Origin of the sequence: Sandaracinus amylolyticus (genome assembly GCF_021631985.1) — a bacterium.
Classification (GTDB): Bacteria; Myxococcota_A; Polyangia; order Polyangiales; family Sandaracinaceae; genus Sandaracinus; species Sandaracinus amylolyticus_A.
Genome location: NZ_CP070225.1, coordinates 9,192,500 through 9,209,113, shown reverse-complemented (window position 1 = coordinate 9,209,113; position 16,614 = coordinate 9,192,500). Strand labels below are relative to the sequence as shown.

Sequence of the window (16,614 nt, the reverse complement as noted above, 5' to 3'; positions counted from 1 at the left end):
CCCACGAGCTGCGTCATCGGCACCATCGAGACCGCGTTGCGCGCTTCTCGTCGCCTTGACACCGTGGAGGCGAGATCCCTATACCGAGCCGGGGTTTTCGACGCATCGGACCCGCCTTCCGCAGCGGCCCGGGAGCAGCCTCTTGCCCGAGCGCACTCACAAGTTGACCGAGCCCAGTGAAACGGATTCCAGCTCGGTGACCGCTTCCGACCCGCCCGGCGGGGCTGCCCCCGTTCCTGCCCGCATCGACGCGCAGCGCCCCGAGAAGGGCGGCTGCGGGGGATGTACCGGTGGCGGCGGTGGCTGCGGCTCGAAGGCCAGCGCCGGCCCGCCGAGCGTCGTCGACGGGAAACCCTTCCCCGATGCGAAGTCCATGATCGAAGCGAAGGCCGTCCTCGAGGCGCCCCCCGTGAAGACCGACCCCTGCGGGCTGCCGCTCTCGAGCGGTGACATGGCGCGAGGCTGCGAGACGACGATCCGCACCGTGCGCTTCTACGAGGAAGCGGGCCTCATCGAGCCGGTGGCGCGCAGTGAGGGCGGCCACCGCATGTACAGCCCGGAGCAACTCCTCAAGCTCCAGCTGATCATGGACCTGCGCGAGGCCGGGCTCTCGCTGCAGGACATCAAGGCGCTCTTCGAGCTCAAGCACCGCTTCGACAATGCCGAGGCGGCGAGCAAGGAGATGGCGGACGTCCTCGAGGCGCAGATCGAGTGCATGCAGCGCAAGATCGCGGTGCTGCGGCGGCTGCGCGAAGAGCTCGCGTGCATGGTCGCGACGATCCGCGAGTGCGAGAATTGCGAGGCGCCGGACTTCAAGAAGCAGTGCGGCGGATGCGACGTGATGGCGCGTCCCGATCTGCCGCGCGCGATGCGCCTGCTCTGGGGCTCCGGCCGCGAATGACGCGGAAGCCCGCGGACCTCGATCGCGCGGCGCGGGCGGTCGAAGCGTTCCTCGACGCGCTCGGTGTACCGGTCTCGAGCGACCCCGAGCTGAGCGAGACCGGGCGTCGCGTCGCCGAGGCGTTCGCCCGCGATCTGCTCGAGGGCTACTCGCTCGATCCCGCGGCGATCCTCGCCGAGGCGACGAGCTCGAGCGCGAGCGGGCTCGTGGTGGTCACCGGCATCGCGACGACCGCGATGTGCCCGCATCACCTGCTCCCCGCGAGCGGCGTGGTGCACGTCGGCTATCTGCCGGGCGACAAGGTCGTCGGGCTCGGCGCGATCGCGCGGCTCGTCGACTGCTACGCCCGGCGGCTCATCCTCCAGGAGGACCTCGGCCAGCGCGTCGTCGATGCGCTCGTCACGCACCTCGGCGCGCGCGGCGCCGGGGCGGTGGTCGATCTCGTGCCGACGTGCATGACGGTGCGCGGCGGGCGGCGCCACGGATCACGCGCCGTGACCACGGCGTACGCAGGCGTGATGGCGGCGGATGCGTCGGCGCGGCAGGAGCTGCTCGCGGCGATCGCGGTCTCCGGAGCAGATGGTGGCGCAGGATCCCTCGGACGTTGATCTCGCGCCCTTCGAGCCCGAGGAGCTCGAGGCGCTGCCGATCTTCCCGCTGCCGCGCGTGGTGCTGCTGCCGGGCGGCGTGATGCCGCTCCACGTGTTCGAGCCGCGCTACCGCGCGATGGTGAGCGACTGCATCTCGCACGGGCCGCGCGCGATCGCGATGGCGATGCTCGTGCCGGGCTGGGAGCGCGACTACGAAGGGCGCCCGCCGATCCGCACGATCGCGGGCGCGGGGCGCATCGTCGCGCATCGGCGCAACCACGACGGCACCCACGATCTCGTGCTGCACGGCATCGCGCGGGTTCGGCTCGACGAGCGCAGCGATCTCGAGCGCCCCTATCGCGTCGCGAGCGCGACCGTGATCGACGATGACGACGATCGCGACGAGGACGCGCTGCGCCGCGCGCTCGAGCCCGTGCTCGCGATCGCGTCGTCGCTCTCCGCGCTCGAGAAGCGCGGGCTCGTGCCTCCGCCGCAGCTCGTCGGAACGCCCAGCAGCGTCGCCGATCGCATCGCCGATCGCTGGATCCACGAGGCGAACGCGCGCCAGGAGATCCTCGAGACCACGAGCGTGCCCCGGCGCATCGCGCGGGTCGGCGATGCGCTGGTGACGCTCCTCGCGCGGCTCGCGACGCCCAGCGGATCGGGCGCCGCGAACTGATCAGCGCAGCGGGCGGAGCTTCGGCTCGCCGTCGGGCGCGATCGGCTCGCCGTCGGCGGTCTCGGTCATCATCGGCTCGATCGGGCCCACGTGATCGCCCGCGACCAGCGTCGCGAGATCGAGGTGGTGGCCCATGCGCCGCGTCTTCGCGATCAGGTACCCGCGGTTGTGCTCGTTCGGCTCGACGAACGCGCTCACGCGACGCGCCACCGGCACGCCCTCCGCGCGCAGCGCCTGCACCTTGAGCGGGTTGTTCGTCAGCAGCACGACCGAGTGGATCCCGAGGTCGGCGCACATGAACGCGGCCACGTCGTAGCGGCGCGAGTCGTCGGGCAGGCCGAGCATGCGGTTGGCGTCGACGGTGTCGACCCCGCGCTCCTGCAGCGCGTACGCGCGGATCTTGTCGCCGAGGCCGATGCCGCGGCCCTCCTGGCGCAGGTAGAACACCGCGCCCCGACCCTCTTCCGCGATGCGACGCAGGCCGAGGTCGAGCTGCTCGCGGCAGTCGCACTTCATCGAGTGCAGGACCTCGCCGGTCATGCACTCGCTGTGGACGCGCACGAGCACGTCGTCACCGCGCACGTCGCCTTTCACCACCGCGACGTGATCGTGGAACCCGTTGCGGCCGAGGTCTTCTCGGTAGACCACCACGCGGAACGTCCCGTACTCGGTCGGCACGTTGGCCTCCGAGTAACGAACGACGGAGGAGGCGGCCTTCGAGGAGCGCGGGAACGCGTTCATGTGATTGTGTCTCCTTGGCGTCCATCTCGTCCGCGCTCGCCGAACCATTCGCCGGACGACAGCCGAGACGCTCAAGAACGTTGTCACTCTGACTTCAGAGAACCCCGACTCTAGGTCAGGGCCCTCTTGCGTCAAGCATGCCCCACCGGCACCTTCGGCGCCCGTGACGCCGGTCTCGTTCTTGCGGCTCGGATGGCACTTCGCGGTGCGGCTCGTCGCGCGGGCTTTTCTTCCGGCGCGAGGCCTCCTGCGCTTCAAGGAGAGCTACGGGCGCGAGGGGCTCTTCGAGCTCGCGCGCGAGGAGCAAGAGGTCGTCGCCTCGCTCTCGCGCTGCATCGCGTGCGGGATCTGCGACGCGCACTTCGGCGACTTCACCAACGTCGCGCGCAACACGATGCGCGCGCCCAGCGACGTCGTGCTCGCCCACACCCGCTCTCTGCCCGACTGGGATGCGCTGGTGCGCCCGCTCGCGCAGCTCGAACGTGGCGATCTCGCGCGGATCGAGCGACTCTGTCCCGCGCAGATCCCTCTCGCGCGGGTCGTCGAGGTCGCGAGGAGGAGAGCCGAGGCACTGCGAGCCGAGCGCGTGAGCGCGCCGCCCGCGCTGCCTGCGTCGAACGAGAAGCACGACCCGGGCTGATCGCCCGCCCCCGAGAGGACCGAGAGGATCGATGCGCTACGCACGAGAGCGACTTCGCTGGAACGGATGGGGATCGCGCGAGGTGACCTTCGAGACGAAGGGGCGCGATCGCGAGGTCTGGGAGTTCGTGCGGCAGGCGGTGGGCGCGGACGCGCTTCCATCGACGCCGCCCACACCGCTCGATCAGATCGATCTGCCCGCGATCCGGCTCTCACCCGCGATCGTGCAGGGGCTCGGGGGCGTGCTCTCGCCCGATCGTGTGCGCACCGACGCGTACGAGCGCGCGTTCCACGCGCTCGGCCGCAGCTATCACGACCTCGTGCGGCTGCGGCGCGGTGATCTGCGTCATGCGCCCGACGCGGTCGTGTACCCGGAGAGCGCGGCCGAGGTGCTCACGCTGCTCTCGTTCTGCGAGAAGAACGACGTCGCGGTGGTGCCCTTCGGCGGCGGCTCGAGCGTGGTCGGCGGCGTCGAGGCGCGGGGCGCGGACGGGCACGTCGGCGTCGTGACCCTCGACACGACGCGCATGGATCAGGTGCTCGAGGTCGATCCGGTCTCGCACACCGCGACCGCACAGAGCGGCATCTACGGCCCGGTGCTCGAGGAGGAGCTCGCGGCGCGCGGGTTCACGGTCGGGCACTTCCCCCAGTCCTTCGAGTACTCGACGCTCGGCGGTTGGATCGCGGCGCGCGGCGCCGGGCAGCTGAGCAATCGTTACGGCACCGCCGACAAGCTCCTCGTCGCGGCGAAGGTCGCGACCCCGCGCGGCGAGTGGCGCACCCTCGCGTTCCCCGCGTCGGCGGCGGGCCCGAACCTGAACCACCTCGTCGCGGGCTCGGAGGGCACGCTCGGCGTGATCACCGAGGCGACGGTGAAGATCCATCCGGTCGCCGAGTCGCGGCGCATCGCGGCGTTCGTCTTCCGCGACTTCGAGACCGGCGCGGCCGCGGTGCGCGCGCTGGTGCAGGGCGAGGTCGGCGCCGCGATGATCCGCCTCAGCGACGCCGACGAGACCCGCTTCTTCGGCGAGTTCCGCAACGTCATCGAGCCCCACGGCGGCGCCTCGAAGATCGCGGAGAAGGCGCTCTCCTACGCGGGCTTCGCCGACAAGTGCGTGATGATGGTCGCGTTCGAGGGCGGCCAGCGCCAGGTGCGCGAGGGGTTCCGTCGCGCGTTCGCGATCGCGACCCGCGCCGGCGGGCTCTTCGTCGGCGAGAGCCCGGGCAAGGCGTGGTGGAAGCGGCGCTTCGAGATGCCGTACCTGCGCGACCCGATGATGGACCACGGCGTCGGCGTGGACACGCTCGAGACCAGCACCGAGTGGGCGAACGTGCCGCGGCTCTATCGCGCGGTGCGCGAGGCGCTCGGAGGCGCGATGAAGAGCGTCGCCGGCGGCGGCGTGGTGATGGCGCACGTCTCGCACTCGTACCTCGACGGCGCGAGCCTCTACTTCACGTTCGTGTTCGCGCGCGACGTCTCGAGCGGGCTCGAGAGCGAGCTCGCGCAGTGGAAGGCGATCAAGGAGGCCGCGTCGCGCGCGATCAGCGAGCAGGGCGGCACGATCAGCCATCACCACGGCGTGGGCATCGACCACGCGCACTGGCTGCCCGCGGAGAAGGGCGCGCTCGGCATCGACGTGCTCTCCGCCGCGAAGGCGAAGCTCGACCCCAAGGGGGTGATGAACCCCGGCAAGCTCGTCCGAGTCGGGGGATGATCGCGATGCAGCAGAGCGCGAACGCTACGTCGTTTCGAGAACCGGTGGAGGGGCGTATGCTGACGACGATGGTCGGCATCGTGCGCAAAGGACCGGGCTGGCCGGATCGTCTTCCACCTCCGCCACGGGCGCGTCAGGGGGATCCCGCATGCGCGCGGTGTGGTGAGCCCGTCTCCCCGGACGAGCGCGACGCCGGCGAGCCGGTGCGTCACCTGGTCTGTGACACCCAGGTGCGCGCGGCCCTGCTGCAGCGCATCGAGGCGAGCCGCGCGGTCCATCGCGCGGCGGCCGCGCTCGCGGCGGTCCCCGCGGTGCAGGCGAAGCTGACCGCGGACATCGCGGCGCTCCCCGATGCGTGCGACGTGGGCGACGCGCTCGCGTTCCTGGCGCGGGCGCGCGTCGTCATCGAGTGCAGCTCGGAGCTCTCGCCGCAGCAGCGGCGCGTCGCGATCTCGTTCGTCGACGCCACCGTCCGGAAGCTCGGCGGATGAACGCGAACAGACTGGGAGCACTGGCGGCGATCGTGATCGCGATCGCCGCCAGTGAGGTGCGCGCGCAGGACGTCGCGCCGGAAGAGACGGCGCCCGAGGAGACGGTCCTCGAGGAGACAAGCCTCGAGGAGACGGCCCCGCCCGAGCCGACCACGACCGCGCCGCTCGACACGAGCGCGTCGACGCCGGCGCTCGCCGAGCCGGCGCCCGAGCCACCGCCCCAGCGCCCGATCGCGCGCGGCCGGGGGGTCACCTGGGGCCTCACGCTGATCGTGCCGATCCTGGCGACCGACGTGATCGAGACCAACGGGCGCGCGCTCGACCCCTTCCCGGTGGGCGGCGGCATCGACGGGCGGGTCGGGTTCGAGCTCTCGGGAGGGATCTCGCTCGGGGTGACCGGCGGGGTGAGCGCCCACGCATCCGACAACTCGCGCTCGCTCGCGATGTACCGGGGCGCCGTGGAGGCGCGGTGGACGATCGACGTGGGCGAGATGGTCGCGCCCTCGTTCGGGATCGCGGCGGGCGTGCTCCTCGCGGAGCTCGACGCCGGGCTCGGCGTCACCGCCTACGGACGGGTGCTGGCGGGCGTGCAGCTGATGTTCGCGCCGTGGGTCGCGATGGAGCTCGGAGTGTCGGTCGAAGGCGCGCTCGGGCTCGACGCGTTCCGCGATCCCGTGCTGTGGGTCTCGCCCCAGGTCGGGGTTTCGTTCTACGAGTGATACATCCGCGGGCACGCAGGGCGATCCTAACCGTGCAGGGTCGGGGTAACCCCGGCCCAAAACCCACTCCTCACTTTGCAGAGCGAGGGTAGCGCCCGCGCTACGGCCAGCCCTCGCTCACCCCAGCGAGAGCACCCGGACGCCGATCTCGCCCTCGATCTCCACCAGCTCGCCGAGCGCGATGGTGCGCTCGCCCGCCCGCAGCACCACCCGCTCCCCGAGCGCCCGCCCGGTCGCGAGCACCTCGCCCGGGCGCAGCGCCGCGATCTCCGCGAGCGGCATCTCGAAGCGCGCCAGCTCGACCACGAGCTCCACCGGCGCATCGCCCACCGCCTCGAGCATCCGCGACGTCGCGCCGCCTTCCTCCTGCGCCATCTCGATCTCCTCCTCGCGGCGACGGCCGACCGGCGGGTGCGGCTCGATCGCGCGCACGACGACCCTCGTCGCATCTCCTCCCGCGCCCTCGAGCACGCAGCGCCAGCGCGTCGCGCCGCGTCGCACCCGCGCGATCACCTCGCCCGCGAGCCCGCTCGCGCTCGGGACCGCGCTCGCGTCGTCGAGGATGACCACGTCGCCCTCGGCCAGGCCCACGACGTCGCGGGCGCCCAGGCTCGCGCGGCCGCCCTCGATCACGATCGTCGCGTCGAGCGCGCCGAGCGCGGCAGCGTGGGGAGCCGGTGCCGAGGCGAGCTCGGTGCGCGCGAGGAACGCGTCGGGGATCCACACCCGCACGATCCCGGCGTGCCCCGCGAGCCGCGCCCGCAGCGGCCAACAGACGCCCCCGCGATCGCCGAGCGCGAGCAGCACTGCCTCGGGCGTCGTCACCACGGTCGCGATCCGCAGCGCACCGGCCGCCGCCGGCCCGAGGGCGCGCGCGATCGCGTACGCGAGCACGCCCCGCTCCGCCTCGGTCAGCGCGCCGGGGTGGGGCGGCGCGTCGTCGCCGCCACCGAGCACCCGCTCGACGATCGCCGCGGCGACCCGCGGCTCGATCTCGATCGCGATCCGCGCCCCGAGCGGCGACGCAGGCTCGGCGATCACCGCGCACAGTGGATCGATCAGGACCGCCGCCAGCGTCCCCGGCGCCCACGCCTCGATCGGCAGCGGCTCGAACGAGGGCGACGTGCCCAGCCACTCGCTCGCCGATGCCGCCGCTTCCGCGAGCTGCGCGATGGGCAGCCGTCGCGCGCAGCGCCGCAGCGCGCGCGCCTCGGAGCGCGTGACGCGGGGCAGTCGATCGAAGGGAAACGGCGTCGCCTCGGGCACGCGGCGCGAGTCTACACGCGGCACGATCCGGTTCGTCCTCGCCTTTCGCTCGCGAGTGGTATGCTCGCGCCCGTGGCGGACCCGAACCTCGGGCGCGAGATCGCGAACCAGTTCCGAATCCTCGAGAAGATCGGGTCGGGCGGCATGGGCGCGGTCTACAAGGCGGAGCAGCCCGACATGCGGCGCTTCGTCGCGATCAAGATCCTCCACCCGCGATATCTGTCGCGCCCGGATCTGGTCTCGCGCTTCCGCCGCGAAGCGCGCGCGATGAGCCACCTCGCGCACCCCAACACCGCGAAGGTCTTCCTCTACGGCCAGCTCGAGGACGGCGCGTGTTACTTCGCGATGGAGTACCTCGAGGGCCGCAACCTCGCGCAGACGGTGCGCGCGGAAGGCCCGATGGACGCGGCGCGCGCGATCCACATCATGGTGCAGGTCTGCGGCGCGCTCGAGGAAGCGCACAGCAAGGGCATCGTCCACCGCGACCTCAAGCCCGAGAACATCTTCCTCACGAACCTGGGCGGCATCGCGGACTTCCCGAAGGTGCTCGACTTCGGGCTCGCGAAGGTGACCGAGCGCGAGATGCGCCCCGGCTCGCTGATCCTGACCCAGGAGGGCATGGTCTTCGGGACGCCGGAGTTCATGTCGCCCGAGCAGGCGCGCGGCGAGAAGCTCGACGGCCGCTCCGACATCTACTCGCTGGGCGTGATCCTCTACGAGCTCCTGACCGGGAAGCTGCCGTTCGACGCGGCGCAGCCGATGGAGTTCATCCAGAAGCACATCAAGGAGCCGCCGCTGCCGCTGCAGCGCCGCGCGCCCAACCGAGAGTTCCCGGGAGGGCTCTGGGAGGCGATCGCGAAGTCGCTGGCGAAGGATCCGGCGCAGCGCTTCCAGACCGCGAACGAGCTGGCGAACGCGCTGAAGGACGTCCTGGCGCGGCCGCGCTCGGTGCCCGCGCCGTCGCCCGAGCCGTCGTACGGCGGCTACGCGAACGCGGGCGGCGGGATGACCGGCGGAGGCCCCGCGGGCTACCAGGCGACGCAGATGGGGTTCAACCCGTCGCCCTACCCGGCACCGCAGCCGCCGGCGCAGGTCGCGCCGCCCTCGGCGCCGCCGCCGGCGCAGTCCGCGTATCCGCATCCGCAGCAGGCGCATCCGCACCCGCAGCAGGCGTCGTACGCCCAGTACTCGCCGCCGCACCAGGCGTCGCAGCACGCGGGCTTCGCCGCGCAGCCGATGCAAGCGCCGGCGCCGGTCGCGCACCCGCCGGCGCCCGCGTCGCGGGCTCCGTGGATCGTGCTGGGGCTGGGGACGCTGCTGGCGCTGGTCGGCACCGTCGCGCTGGTCCTCGCGATCTGGCTGCGGTAGCTCGGCGCGTCGAGATCGTGTCGAGCGCTTTGCTCGGCGAACGCGGTGCGGAAAACAGGGGTCGGCGCGCTCTTGTCGGCGCGGCGAAACGCCCCCACTTTCGGTTGACGGATCGCGGGGCTGGCTGCTAACTACGCGCGCCCTCGCGCCGGATTTCTCGGCCTCGACGGGCTCCACCGACGAACGATGCAAGCCACGCACGATGCTGCTGGTGCGAGCGATCCGACGGGCCGCAGCTCGCTGCTCCGTGATCTCGTCGCGCTGACGAAGCCGCGCATCACGCTGATGGTGCTCATCACGACCGCGGGGGGGCTCTGGCTCGCGCCCGGTCGGATGACGTTCCTCGCGATCGCGGCGACGCTGATCGGGACCGCGGCCGTCGTGTCGAGCGCGAACGCGCTCAACTGCTGGATGGAGCGCGAGAGCGACAAGCACATGGCGCGCACCAAGCGTCGCCCGCTGCCAGCGGGGCGCATGGCGCCGCACGTCGCGCTGCGCTTCGGCCTGGCGCTCGGTGCGTTCTCGGTGCCGCTGCTCGCGCTCGCGGTGAACCCGCTGACCGGGCTGCTCGCGGCGATCGCGCTGGTCTCGTACGTGTGGATCTACACGCCGATGAAGCAGGTCAGCCCCGCGGCGCTGCTGGTCGGCTCGGTGCCCGGCGCGATGCCGCCGCTGATGGGCTGGACCGCGGCGACCGGGTCGCTCGAGGCGCCCGGCATCGTGCTCTTCGGCATCCTGTTCCTCTGGCAGCTCCCGCACTTCCTCGCGATCGCGATGTTCCGCCAGGGCGAGTACACGCGCGCCGGGATCAAGGTGATGCCGGCGGTGCGCGGCGTGTCGCGGACGAAGCTGCACGCGGCGATGTACGCGGGCGCGCTGGTGCCGGTGAGCCTGATGCTCGTGCCGCTCGGCATCGCGGGCACGATCTACCTGGCGGTGGTGGGCCTCGCCGGCGTGGTGTTCGCGGTGATGTGCATCCGCGGGCTGCGCATCGCGGAGCAGGATCGCGAGGCGTCGCATCGGTGGGCGCGCGCGGTGTTCTTCGCGTCGCTGGTGTACCTGCCGCTGCTCTTCGCCGCGCTCGCGATCGACGTCGCCGCGCGCTGAGAGGCGAACGTGACGCGGAGGACGCGGCTGATCGTCGGCGGCGTCGGATGGGCGCTGGTCGCGGCGATGGCGATCGCGCTGTTCGTGCGGTCGCGGCCGTCGAGCGAGCCCGAGGTGCTGATGCCGATCGCGCCGTTCGAGCTCGTCGATCAGGACGGGCGCGCGTTCGGCAGCGAGCAGCTGCGCGGGCAGGTGTGGATCGCGGGGTTCGCGTTCACGAGCTGCACGTCGATCTGTCCGATGCTGACGAGCCAGATGGCGAACCTGCAGCGTCGCCTCGCGGAGCGGGGCGACGCGGTGCGCCTGGTGACGATCACCGTCGATCCCGAGACCGACACGCCGGAGCGGATGCGCGCGTACGCCGAGCAGTACCGCGCGGATCTACGGAGCTGGTCGTTCCTCACCGGCGAGCCGCAGCGGGTGCGCCGGACGATCGAGGAGGGCTTCCGCCGTCCGATCGGTGCGCGCCGCGAGGTCGAGGGCGGCTACGACATCCTGCACAGCGGCGATCTGATGCTCGTCGATCGCGACGGGATGCTGCGCGGGTTGTACCCGACCGATCAGGACGGGCTCGATGCGTTGATGCGGGACGCGGCGGCGCTGCAGTAAGGCCCGGTTGGGTCGGACGAGCTCGGCGAGACGAGCGGCGCGCCCCGCTCAGGACGTGCAGTAGCCGCTCGGTGCGCGCTGGATCTCGCGTAGCTTCGTCCGCGCTTCCGCGGCCTGCGGGCTGCGGGGATGGGCGCGGATCAGCGTGTCGAGCGCGGTGCGCGCCTCGCCGCACGCGTGCAGGCGATAGAACGCGTCGCCCATCGCGAGCAGCGCGGCGGGGACCGCGTCGCCCTGCTGGAAGTCGCTGATCACGCGGCGCAGCTCTCCGAGCGCGGTCGCGGGGCGATCTTCGGTCAGGTACGAGCGACCGATCGCGAGCTGCGCGTCGTCGGCCCTCGCGTCGTCGTGGTAGCGCGTGACGTACGCGCGATAGAGCGCTCGCGCCGTCGAGAAGTCGCGCGCCTCCACCGCCCGCAGCGCTGCCTGCCAGTGCTGCTCGCGATCCGCGGGGATCTCCGTCTCTTCGAGCGGCATGTCGATGCCGGCGCGTCGCGCCAGCTTCTTCATCCGGTTCTCGTAGTCGGTCTGCTGCTCGCGGAACTGTTCCTGGACCCGCGACAGCTCGTGCTGGAGCTCGGCGATCGCGCCTTCCTGACGCGCGATCTGCTCCTGCAGCGCCTCGACCTGCGCGCCGGTGTCGGCGCTCGCACGCGTGACGACCTGGGTCGCCCGCTCGAGCACCTGCTCCAGCTCCGCGACCTTCGTCTTCGCGTGCTCGACCTGCGAGCCCACGTCGGTCTCGAGGGCGGCCGATCGCGTCTCCAGCGACTCGACCCGCGCCGCGAGCCGATCGAAGCGCTCGGTGGTCGCCCAGCACGCGCTCAGAAGCGCGCTGCCCGCGGCGAGGCCCACCCCGATCAGGGTCGGCCTCAGCGCGGGCAGTCTTCTCGCTCGCTGGTGCATCGTGCGAGAGCGCGTCGGAATCAGCGCTCGCCGAGCTCGGCGCGGCGGTCGCGGCCCCAGCTACCCTCGTCGTAGCCGGTCGCCTGCTCCTCGCCCACCGAGCGCGTCTGCATGCGACGGCGCTCGACGCCGAGGCGCTGCAGGTGGTCACGCGTGGAGCGCGCACGGCGATCGCCGAGCGCCATGTTGTACTCCTCGGTGCCGCGCGGATCGGTCATGCCGGTGATCATCACGTTCTGGATGTTCCGCTCGGTCATGCAGCTGACGTTCGTCTGCAGCGCGTTGCGCGCCGTCTCGTCGAGCGTGCTGTCGTCGAACGCGAAGTAGACCGGCGTGAGCTGGCAGGGGCCGGGCTCCGGCTCGGGCTGCGCCTCGCTGACGACCGGACGCGGCTGGCAGCGGTTGTTGACGCACTCCTGGTCCGCGGGGCACTGCGCGTCGGTGTCGCACCAGCCCGGGATCGGCGCACAAGCGCCTTCGTCGCACTGCTGCCCACGCGGGCAGTGGCTGTCGTCACGGCAGTCCTGGCAGCGACCGTTCACGCAGAACTCGCCTTCGTGGCACTGCTCGTCGTTGTCGCAGTTCGGGTAGCTTGGGCCACAGCCCACCACGGCAGCCCCACCGATCAACGCGAACAAGGCGCCCGTCGCGACGGTGAGCCCCCGATGCAGCATCTTCATCTCCGATCCTCCGTATGGCGCCCGCCTCGGGCGGGCGCGCTCTCCCGGGAAATTCCGCTCTCGGGCTCGGACGTCTGGGGTCGCCCCCGGATCGCCCGTCCTCACGACGGCGGGCGGATCTAGCCTGGTCGAACGCGGCCGGTGTTAGGCCAACTCCTGACGCCTGTCAACGTTCGCACCCTTCACATCGCGGATCGACGATGCCGCGAGAGCGTCGAGGAATTCGCGCACGCTTCGTGCACTGCTGCGCGAATCCGATCTCGTTCGGGGGCGCACGCCCCCGAGCGGACCGCTTGTCTTGCGATGCTCGCGGTACGCCACCTATGCTGATTCCTTCCCTGTGCGCGGGGGCGTCGGTGTCGCTCGTCGGCGCACTGATGTTTTTCTCAACCTGGTTGATCGCTCTCCGCTCGCTCGCCGCACGGAGTGATCGAATGGCTTGGAGTCGTCAGCTCGCAGTCATCTCGCTCGCGGCCAGCCTGGTCGGCGGGACGGGGTGTACGCGGGGGGCGAGCCCGGGCGGCGACGGCGGTGACGACGCATGGTCGCCCTGCGGGCCCGGGGACGACCGCGACGGCGATGGGATCGGCGATCTCGACGAGGGGGACGGCGACCCCGACGGCGACGGCGTGGAGAGCCGCGCCGATCGCGACGCCGACGGAGACGACGTCGAGGACGCGATCGAGGCGGGCGACACGCGCTGCGACACCGCGCCGATCGACACCGACCGCGACGGCACGCCCGACTTCCTCGATCTCGACAGCGACGGCGACACGATCGCCGACGCGCACGAGGGCGCCCGCGACGCCGATCTCGACGGCGAGCCGAACTTCCGCGACCTCGACGCGGACGACGACGGCGTGCCCGACGCCGACGAGGCGGGTGACGGCGATGTCGCGACGCCTCCCGCGATCTGTGCCGCCGAGAGCCCGCCCGACGGCGTCGCCGACTACGCGGACCTCGATCGCGACGACGACGGGCTCGCCGACGGCGAGGAGCTCGCGCTCGGCACCGACCCCTGCGACGTCGACAGCGACGACGACGGCCAGAGCGATCTCGTCGAGGGCGCGTACGAGGGCGTGAACTGCCCCGGGGGCGTCGACTGCGGATGCGCGACCAGCGCGTCGTGCACGATCCCGCCGCAGCACTTCTACGTCGTGCTCGCGCAGGGTGAGTCGACGACGCGCGACCTCGAGTTCGGCACCTCGATCCGGCGCGCCGACGTGTTCTTCCTGGTCGACACCACCGCGTCGATGGGCCCGACCCTCGCCCAGGTGCGCGAGACGATCGCGACCACCGACACCGGGCTCGTCGATCGCATCACGCGGACGATCCCCGAGGCGTGGTTCGGCGGCGGCGAGCTGCGCGACTTCCCGTTCGCGGGACACGGCGGCATCGGCGACGAGCCGCTGCGGCTCGCGATGGGGATGCGCGATCGGCGGGGCGCCGATGCGCTGCGCGATGCGTTCGTCGCGATGGAGGCCGCGGGTGGCGGCGATCCGCCGGAGGCGCAGACCGAGGCCCTGCTTCGCGTCGTGACCGGCGAGCGCGAGACCTGGACCTACCGCCGCAGCGATGGCGACGAGACCTCGTATTCGATGCCGAGCTACGCGGGCGACTGCCTCGAGACGACGTGGGGCGCGCCCTGCTTCCGCGACGCGTCGCTGCCGGTGATCGTGCTCTTCACCGACACCTGCGCGCGCAACGGGCCGGAGGGCGAGTCGATCGCGTGCGGCACCTACGACGCGGTCACGCCCGCGCCGGCGAGCTGGGACGCGGCGATCGGCGCGATGAACGCACGGAGCGCGAAGCTGATCGGCGTGAACACGTCGACGGTCGCGTGCGAGACGACGCCCGACGCATCGGGGTACGCACCCTGCTTCTTCTTGCGACGGACCGCCGAGGCGACGGGCTCGGTCGACGTCGAGGGGCGCCCGCTGGTGTACGACCTGCCGGGATCCGCCGATCTGGCCACCTTCGCCACGACGGTCGCGTCGGCGGTCGAGCGGCTGGCGACCCGAGTCCCCGTCGACGTCGACACGGTGGTGCGTGACGACCCCGGCGACGAGGCCGGCGTCGACGCGCGGGCGTTCGTCGGGGCGCGCGTCCCGGCGTGCCGCGCGGGCGCGAGCACGTGCTGGAGCGCGCCCGAGGGCGTCGCGCACGAGGACGCGGTCGGCGGGCTCGACGACGCGCGCTTCCTCGACGTGGTCCCGGGCACGCGGATCACGTTTCGCATCACGTTCCGGAACGAGACGCGCCCGGGCGGCGCGCGCTCGGAGGTGCACGTCGCGTTCGTCGACGTGCGCGCCGAGGGCACCGCGATCCTCGACACCCGTCAGGTCTACGTGGTGGTGCCCGCGAACGACGATTTCAGGCCGGGTTGACCGGCACGCCGAAGGTGGAGGCGATCATGGAGTCGGTGCTGGGAACGGCGAGCGAAAGGAGCGAGCGATGAGGAGGATGCTGATCATCGGAGCCGCGCTCGCGCTCGCGGGGGCGGTCGGAACGGGGTGCACTCCAGGGCGATCCGGCCCCGACAACGGCGGCGGCGGCCGCCGCGGAGACGGCGGCGGCCTCGGCCTGCCAGACGGCTTCGTCAGCGGGTGCGACGACGACACCGACACCGACGGCGATGACATCGCCGACGCGCGTGAAGGCACGACGAGCGACACCGACGGCGACGGGACGTCGAATCACCTCGACGACGACTCGGACGGCGACGGGATTCTCGACTCGGCGGAGACGACGAGCGGCAACGTCTGCGCGCCGACCGACTCGGACCTCGACGGCATCCCGAACGCGTTCGACACCGACAGCGACAACGACGGTCTGACCGACCGCGAAGAGCGCATGGCCGGCACCGACGCGACGCGCCCCGACTCCGACGGCGACGGCATCGACGACCTCACCGAGACCGCGGCGGGCTCGAGCCCGACCGACGGCTCGAGCGTGCCGCCCGAGGGGACGCTCTACGTGACGGTGCCCTACCACCCGCCGACGGGGCCCGAGGGCGAGCACCCGCGCCGCGAGTTCGAGTTCCAGACGCGCCTGCGCTCGGCCGACGTCGTGTTCCTCGTCGACACGACGGGCTCGATGAGCGGCACGATCAGCGACGTCCAGAGCGAGCTCTCGAGCACGATCATCCCGGGGATCGACGCGGCGCTCGGCGCCGACGGTGACGCGCGCTACGCGATGGCGGCGCACGGCGACTTCGCGGAGGGCGGCGACAACTACGTCGGAGCGCTCACGATCTTCAGCAACCTGAGCCCCGACCCGTCGGTCGCGCAGGCGGCGACGTCGAACCTGCGAGCCCACTCGGGCGGCCTCGAGCCCGAGTCGCAGGTCCCGGCGATGTACGCGCTGATCGAGGGGACCGCGTTCGCCCGCTACCAGGGCGGCAGCTCCACGCCGACGAACGGACCGGCGCACCCGAACCCGCCGAAGACCCCGACGCGCATGGTGAACACGCTCGTCGACTGCCCCGGCGTCGGTCCCGACGACCCGCGGCCGTACGGCTGGGGATGCTTCGTCGAGGGGCGCGTGCCGATCATCGTGCTGATGTCCGACGCGACGATGAACAACGGCCCCGGCCAGGGGAACTACTACCCGAGCGTCGGCGCGGTGCCGCTCTTCGATCAGCTCGTCAGCGCGCTCAACGCGCGGGGCGCGATCTTCGTCGGTGTGTCGGTCGGCGCGCAGAACGGCACCGACCAGTACCGCACGCTCGCGACCGCGACCCGCTCGTTCCGCGGCGACGGCACCACGCCGCTGGTGTTCGAGGGCGAGCAGAGCGAGACCTCGAACCTGGTCGTGCAGGCGCTCACCGAGATCATCGGATCGAGCCGCCAGGACATCACGACCGACACCGTGCCCGACGCGACCGAGACGCGCCTGCCGGCGGGCTTCGACACGACCGACTTCATCAAGGCGATCCGCCCGAACCGGGGCATCCCCAACGCCCCCACCGGCTACGACCGCCACGACGAGACGACCTTCTACAACGTCGCGCCCGACACGCGCGTCGTGTTCGAGGCCGACTTCTACAACGACTTCCAGCCCGGCGGCGCGACCGCGCAGGTGTTCCGCGCGACCATCCGGACGCTCGGGCGCGCGCGCAGCGTCGTCGACAGCCGCGAGGTCTTCATGGTCGTTCCCGCGCAGGGTGGTGGCGGCCCGATCTGACGTCACGCTCAGCTGAGT

Annotated in this window: 16 protein-coding genes; 12 read left to right on the top strand and 4 right to left on the bottom strand. The window is 72.0% G+C overall.

Translation table 11 applies throughout. The features are described from left to right. Positions 1-196: 196 nt before the first annotated feature. The 3 genes from I5071_RS39110 to I5071_RS39100 are packed head-to-tail and all read left to right on the top strand — an operon-like array spanning position 197 to position 2,170. Entirely contained in the window at positions 197-901 is a 705-nt protein-coding gene (locus tag I5071_RS39110; RefSeq protein WP_236518490.1) for a MerR family transcriptional regulator, read from the top strand. Then, a complete protein-coding gene (gene folE / locus I5071_RS39105) occupies positions 898-1,509 on the top strand; it encodes a GTP cyclohydrolase I (protein WP_236518489.1) in 612 nt (203 codons plus the stop codon). The genes I5071_RS39110 and folE overlap by 4 nt, the downstream gene beginning before the upstream one ends. Then, positions 1,481-2,170, top strand: a complete 690-nt coding sequence (locus I5071_RS39100; RefSeq protein ID WP_236518488.1) for an LON peptidase substrate-binding domain-containing protein — start codon at positions 1,481-1,483, stop codon at positions 2,168-2,170. The genes folE and I5071_RS39100 overlap by 29 nt, the downstream gene beginning before the upstream one ends. On the opposite strand, the gene ribA is transcribed toward I5071_RS39100, so the two are convergent. After that, positions 2,171-2,911 (bottom strand): GTP cyclohydrolase II, encoded by a 741-nt coding sequence (ribA, locus tag I5071_RS39095; RefSeq protein ID WP_236518487.1) that lies wholly within the window; start codon positions 2,909-2,911, stop codon positions 2,171-2,173. Between the two features lie 163 nt (positions 2,912-3,074). Between ribA and I5071_RS39090 the strand changes: the two genes are divergently transcribed. From I5071_RS39090 to I5071_RS39075, 4 genes are all read left to right on the top strand, one after another. Continuing rightward, entirely contained in the window at positions 3,075-3,551 is a 477-nt protein-coding gene (locus tag I5071_RS39090; protein WP_236518486.1) for a hypothetical protein, read from the top strand. Between the two features lie 31 nt (positions 3,552-3,582). After that, the gene (locus tag I5071_RS39085; protein ID WP_236518485.1) at positions 3,583-5,265 is read left to right on the top strand and encodes an FAD-binding oxidoreductase; all 1,683 of its coding nucleotides are present in this window, start codon (positions 3,583-3,585) and stop codon (positions 5,263-5,265) included. Between the two features lie 68 nt (positions 5,266-5,333). Next, complete coding sequence (locus I5071_RS39080) at positions 5,334-5,756, top strand: hypothetical protein (protein WP_236518484.1); 423 nt, start codon at positions 5,334-5,336, stop codon at positions 5,754-5,756. Beyond that, entirely contained in the window at positions 5,753-6,475 is a 723-nt protein-coding gene (locus I5071_RS39075; protein ID WP_236518483.1) for a hypothetical protein, read from the top strand. Before I5071_RS39080 ends, I5071_RS39075 begins: the two co-directional genes overlap by 4 nt. Positions 6,476-6,592: 117 nt before the next feature. Here the strand turns inward: I5071_RS39075 and I5071_RS39070 are convergent, their stop codons facing one another. Next, the gene (locus tag I5071_RS39070; RefSeq protein WP_236518482.1) at positions 6,593-7,741 is read right to left on the bottom strand and encodes a FliM/FliN family flagellar motor switch protein; all 1,149 of its coding nucleotides are present in this window, start codon (positions 7,739-7,741) and stop codon (positions 6,593-6,595) included. Between the two features lie 72 nt (positions 7,742-7,813). On the opposite strand from I5071_RS39070, the gene I5071_RS39065 reads away from it, so the two are divergent. From I5071_RS39065 to I5071_RS39055, 3 genes are all read left to right on the top strand, one after another. Continuing rightward, on the top strand, positions 7,814-9,109 hold the full coding sequence (locus I5071_RS39065; RefSeq protein ID WP_236518481.1) for a serine/threonine-protein kinase: 1,296 nt from the start codon (positions 7,814-7,816) through the stop codon (positions 9,107-9,109). A 186-nt stretch (positions 9,110-9,295) separates the two neighbouring features. Then, positions 9,296-10,216, top strand: coding sequence for a heme o synthase (gene cyoE, locus I5071_RS39060; RefSeq protein ID WP_236518480.1), 921 nt, complete (start codon positions 9,296-9,298; stop codon positions 10,214-10,216). 9 nt (positions 10,217-10,225) lie between these two features. After that, positions 10,226-10,825 (top strand): SCO family protein, encoded by a 600-nt coding sequence (locus I5071_RS39055; protein WP_236518479.1) that lies wholly within the window; start codon positions 10,226-10,228, stop codon positions 10,823-10,825. Positions 10,826-10,873: 48 nt separating this feature from the next. Here the strand turns inward: I5071_RS39055 and I5071_RS39050 are convergent, their stop codons facing one another. Beyond that, entirely contained in the window at positions 10,874-11,731 is an 858-nt protein-coding gene (locus I5071_RS39050) for a tetratricopeptide repeat protein (protein WP_236518478.1), read from the bottom strand. A gap of 20 nt (positions 11,732-11,751) precedes the next feature. Next, positions 11,752-12,411 carry an OmpA family protein gene (locus I5071_RS39045; protein WP_236518477.1) on the bottom strand — a complete coding sequence of 220 codons (660 nt, stop codon included), beginning with the start codon at positions 12,409-12,411 and terminating at the stop codon, positions 11,752-11,754. Between the two features lie 434 nt (positions 12,412-12,845). Between I5071_RS39045 and I5071_RS39040 the strand changes: the two genes are divergently transcribed. Beyond that, complete coding sequence (locus tag I5071_RS39040; RefSeq protein ID WP_236518476.1) at positions 12,846-14,798, top strand: MSCRAMM family adhesin SdrC; 1,953 nt, start codon at positions 12,846-12,848, stop codon at positions 14,796-14,798. Between the two features lie 67 nt (positions 14,799-14,865). Then, the gene (locus I5071_RS39035) at positions 14,866-16,596 is read left to right on the top strand and encodes an MSCRAMM family adhesin SdrC (RefSeq protein ID WP_236518475.1); all 1,731 of its coding nucleotides are present in this window, start codon (positions 14,866-14,868) and stop codon (positions 16,594-16,596) included. Positions 16,597-16,614 lie beyond the last annotated feature (18 nt).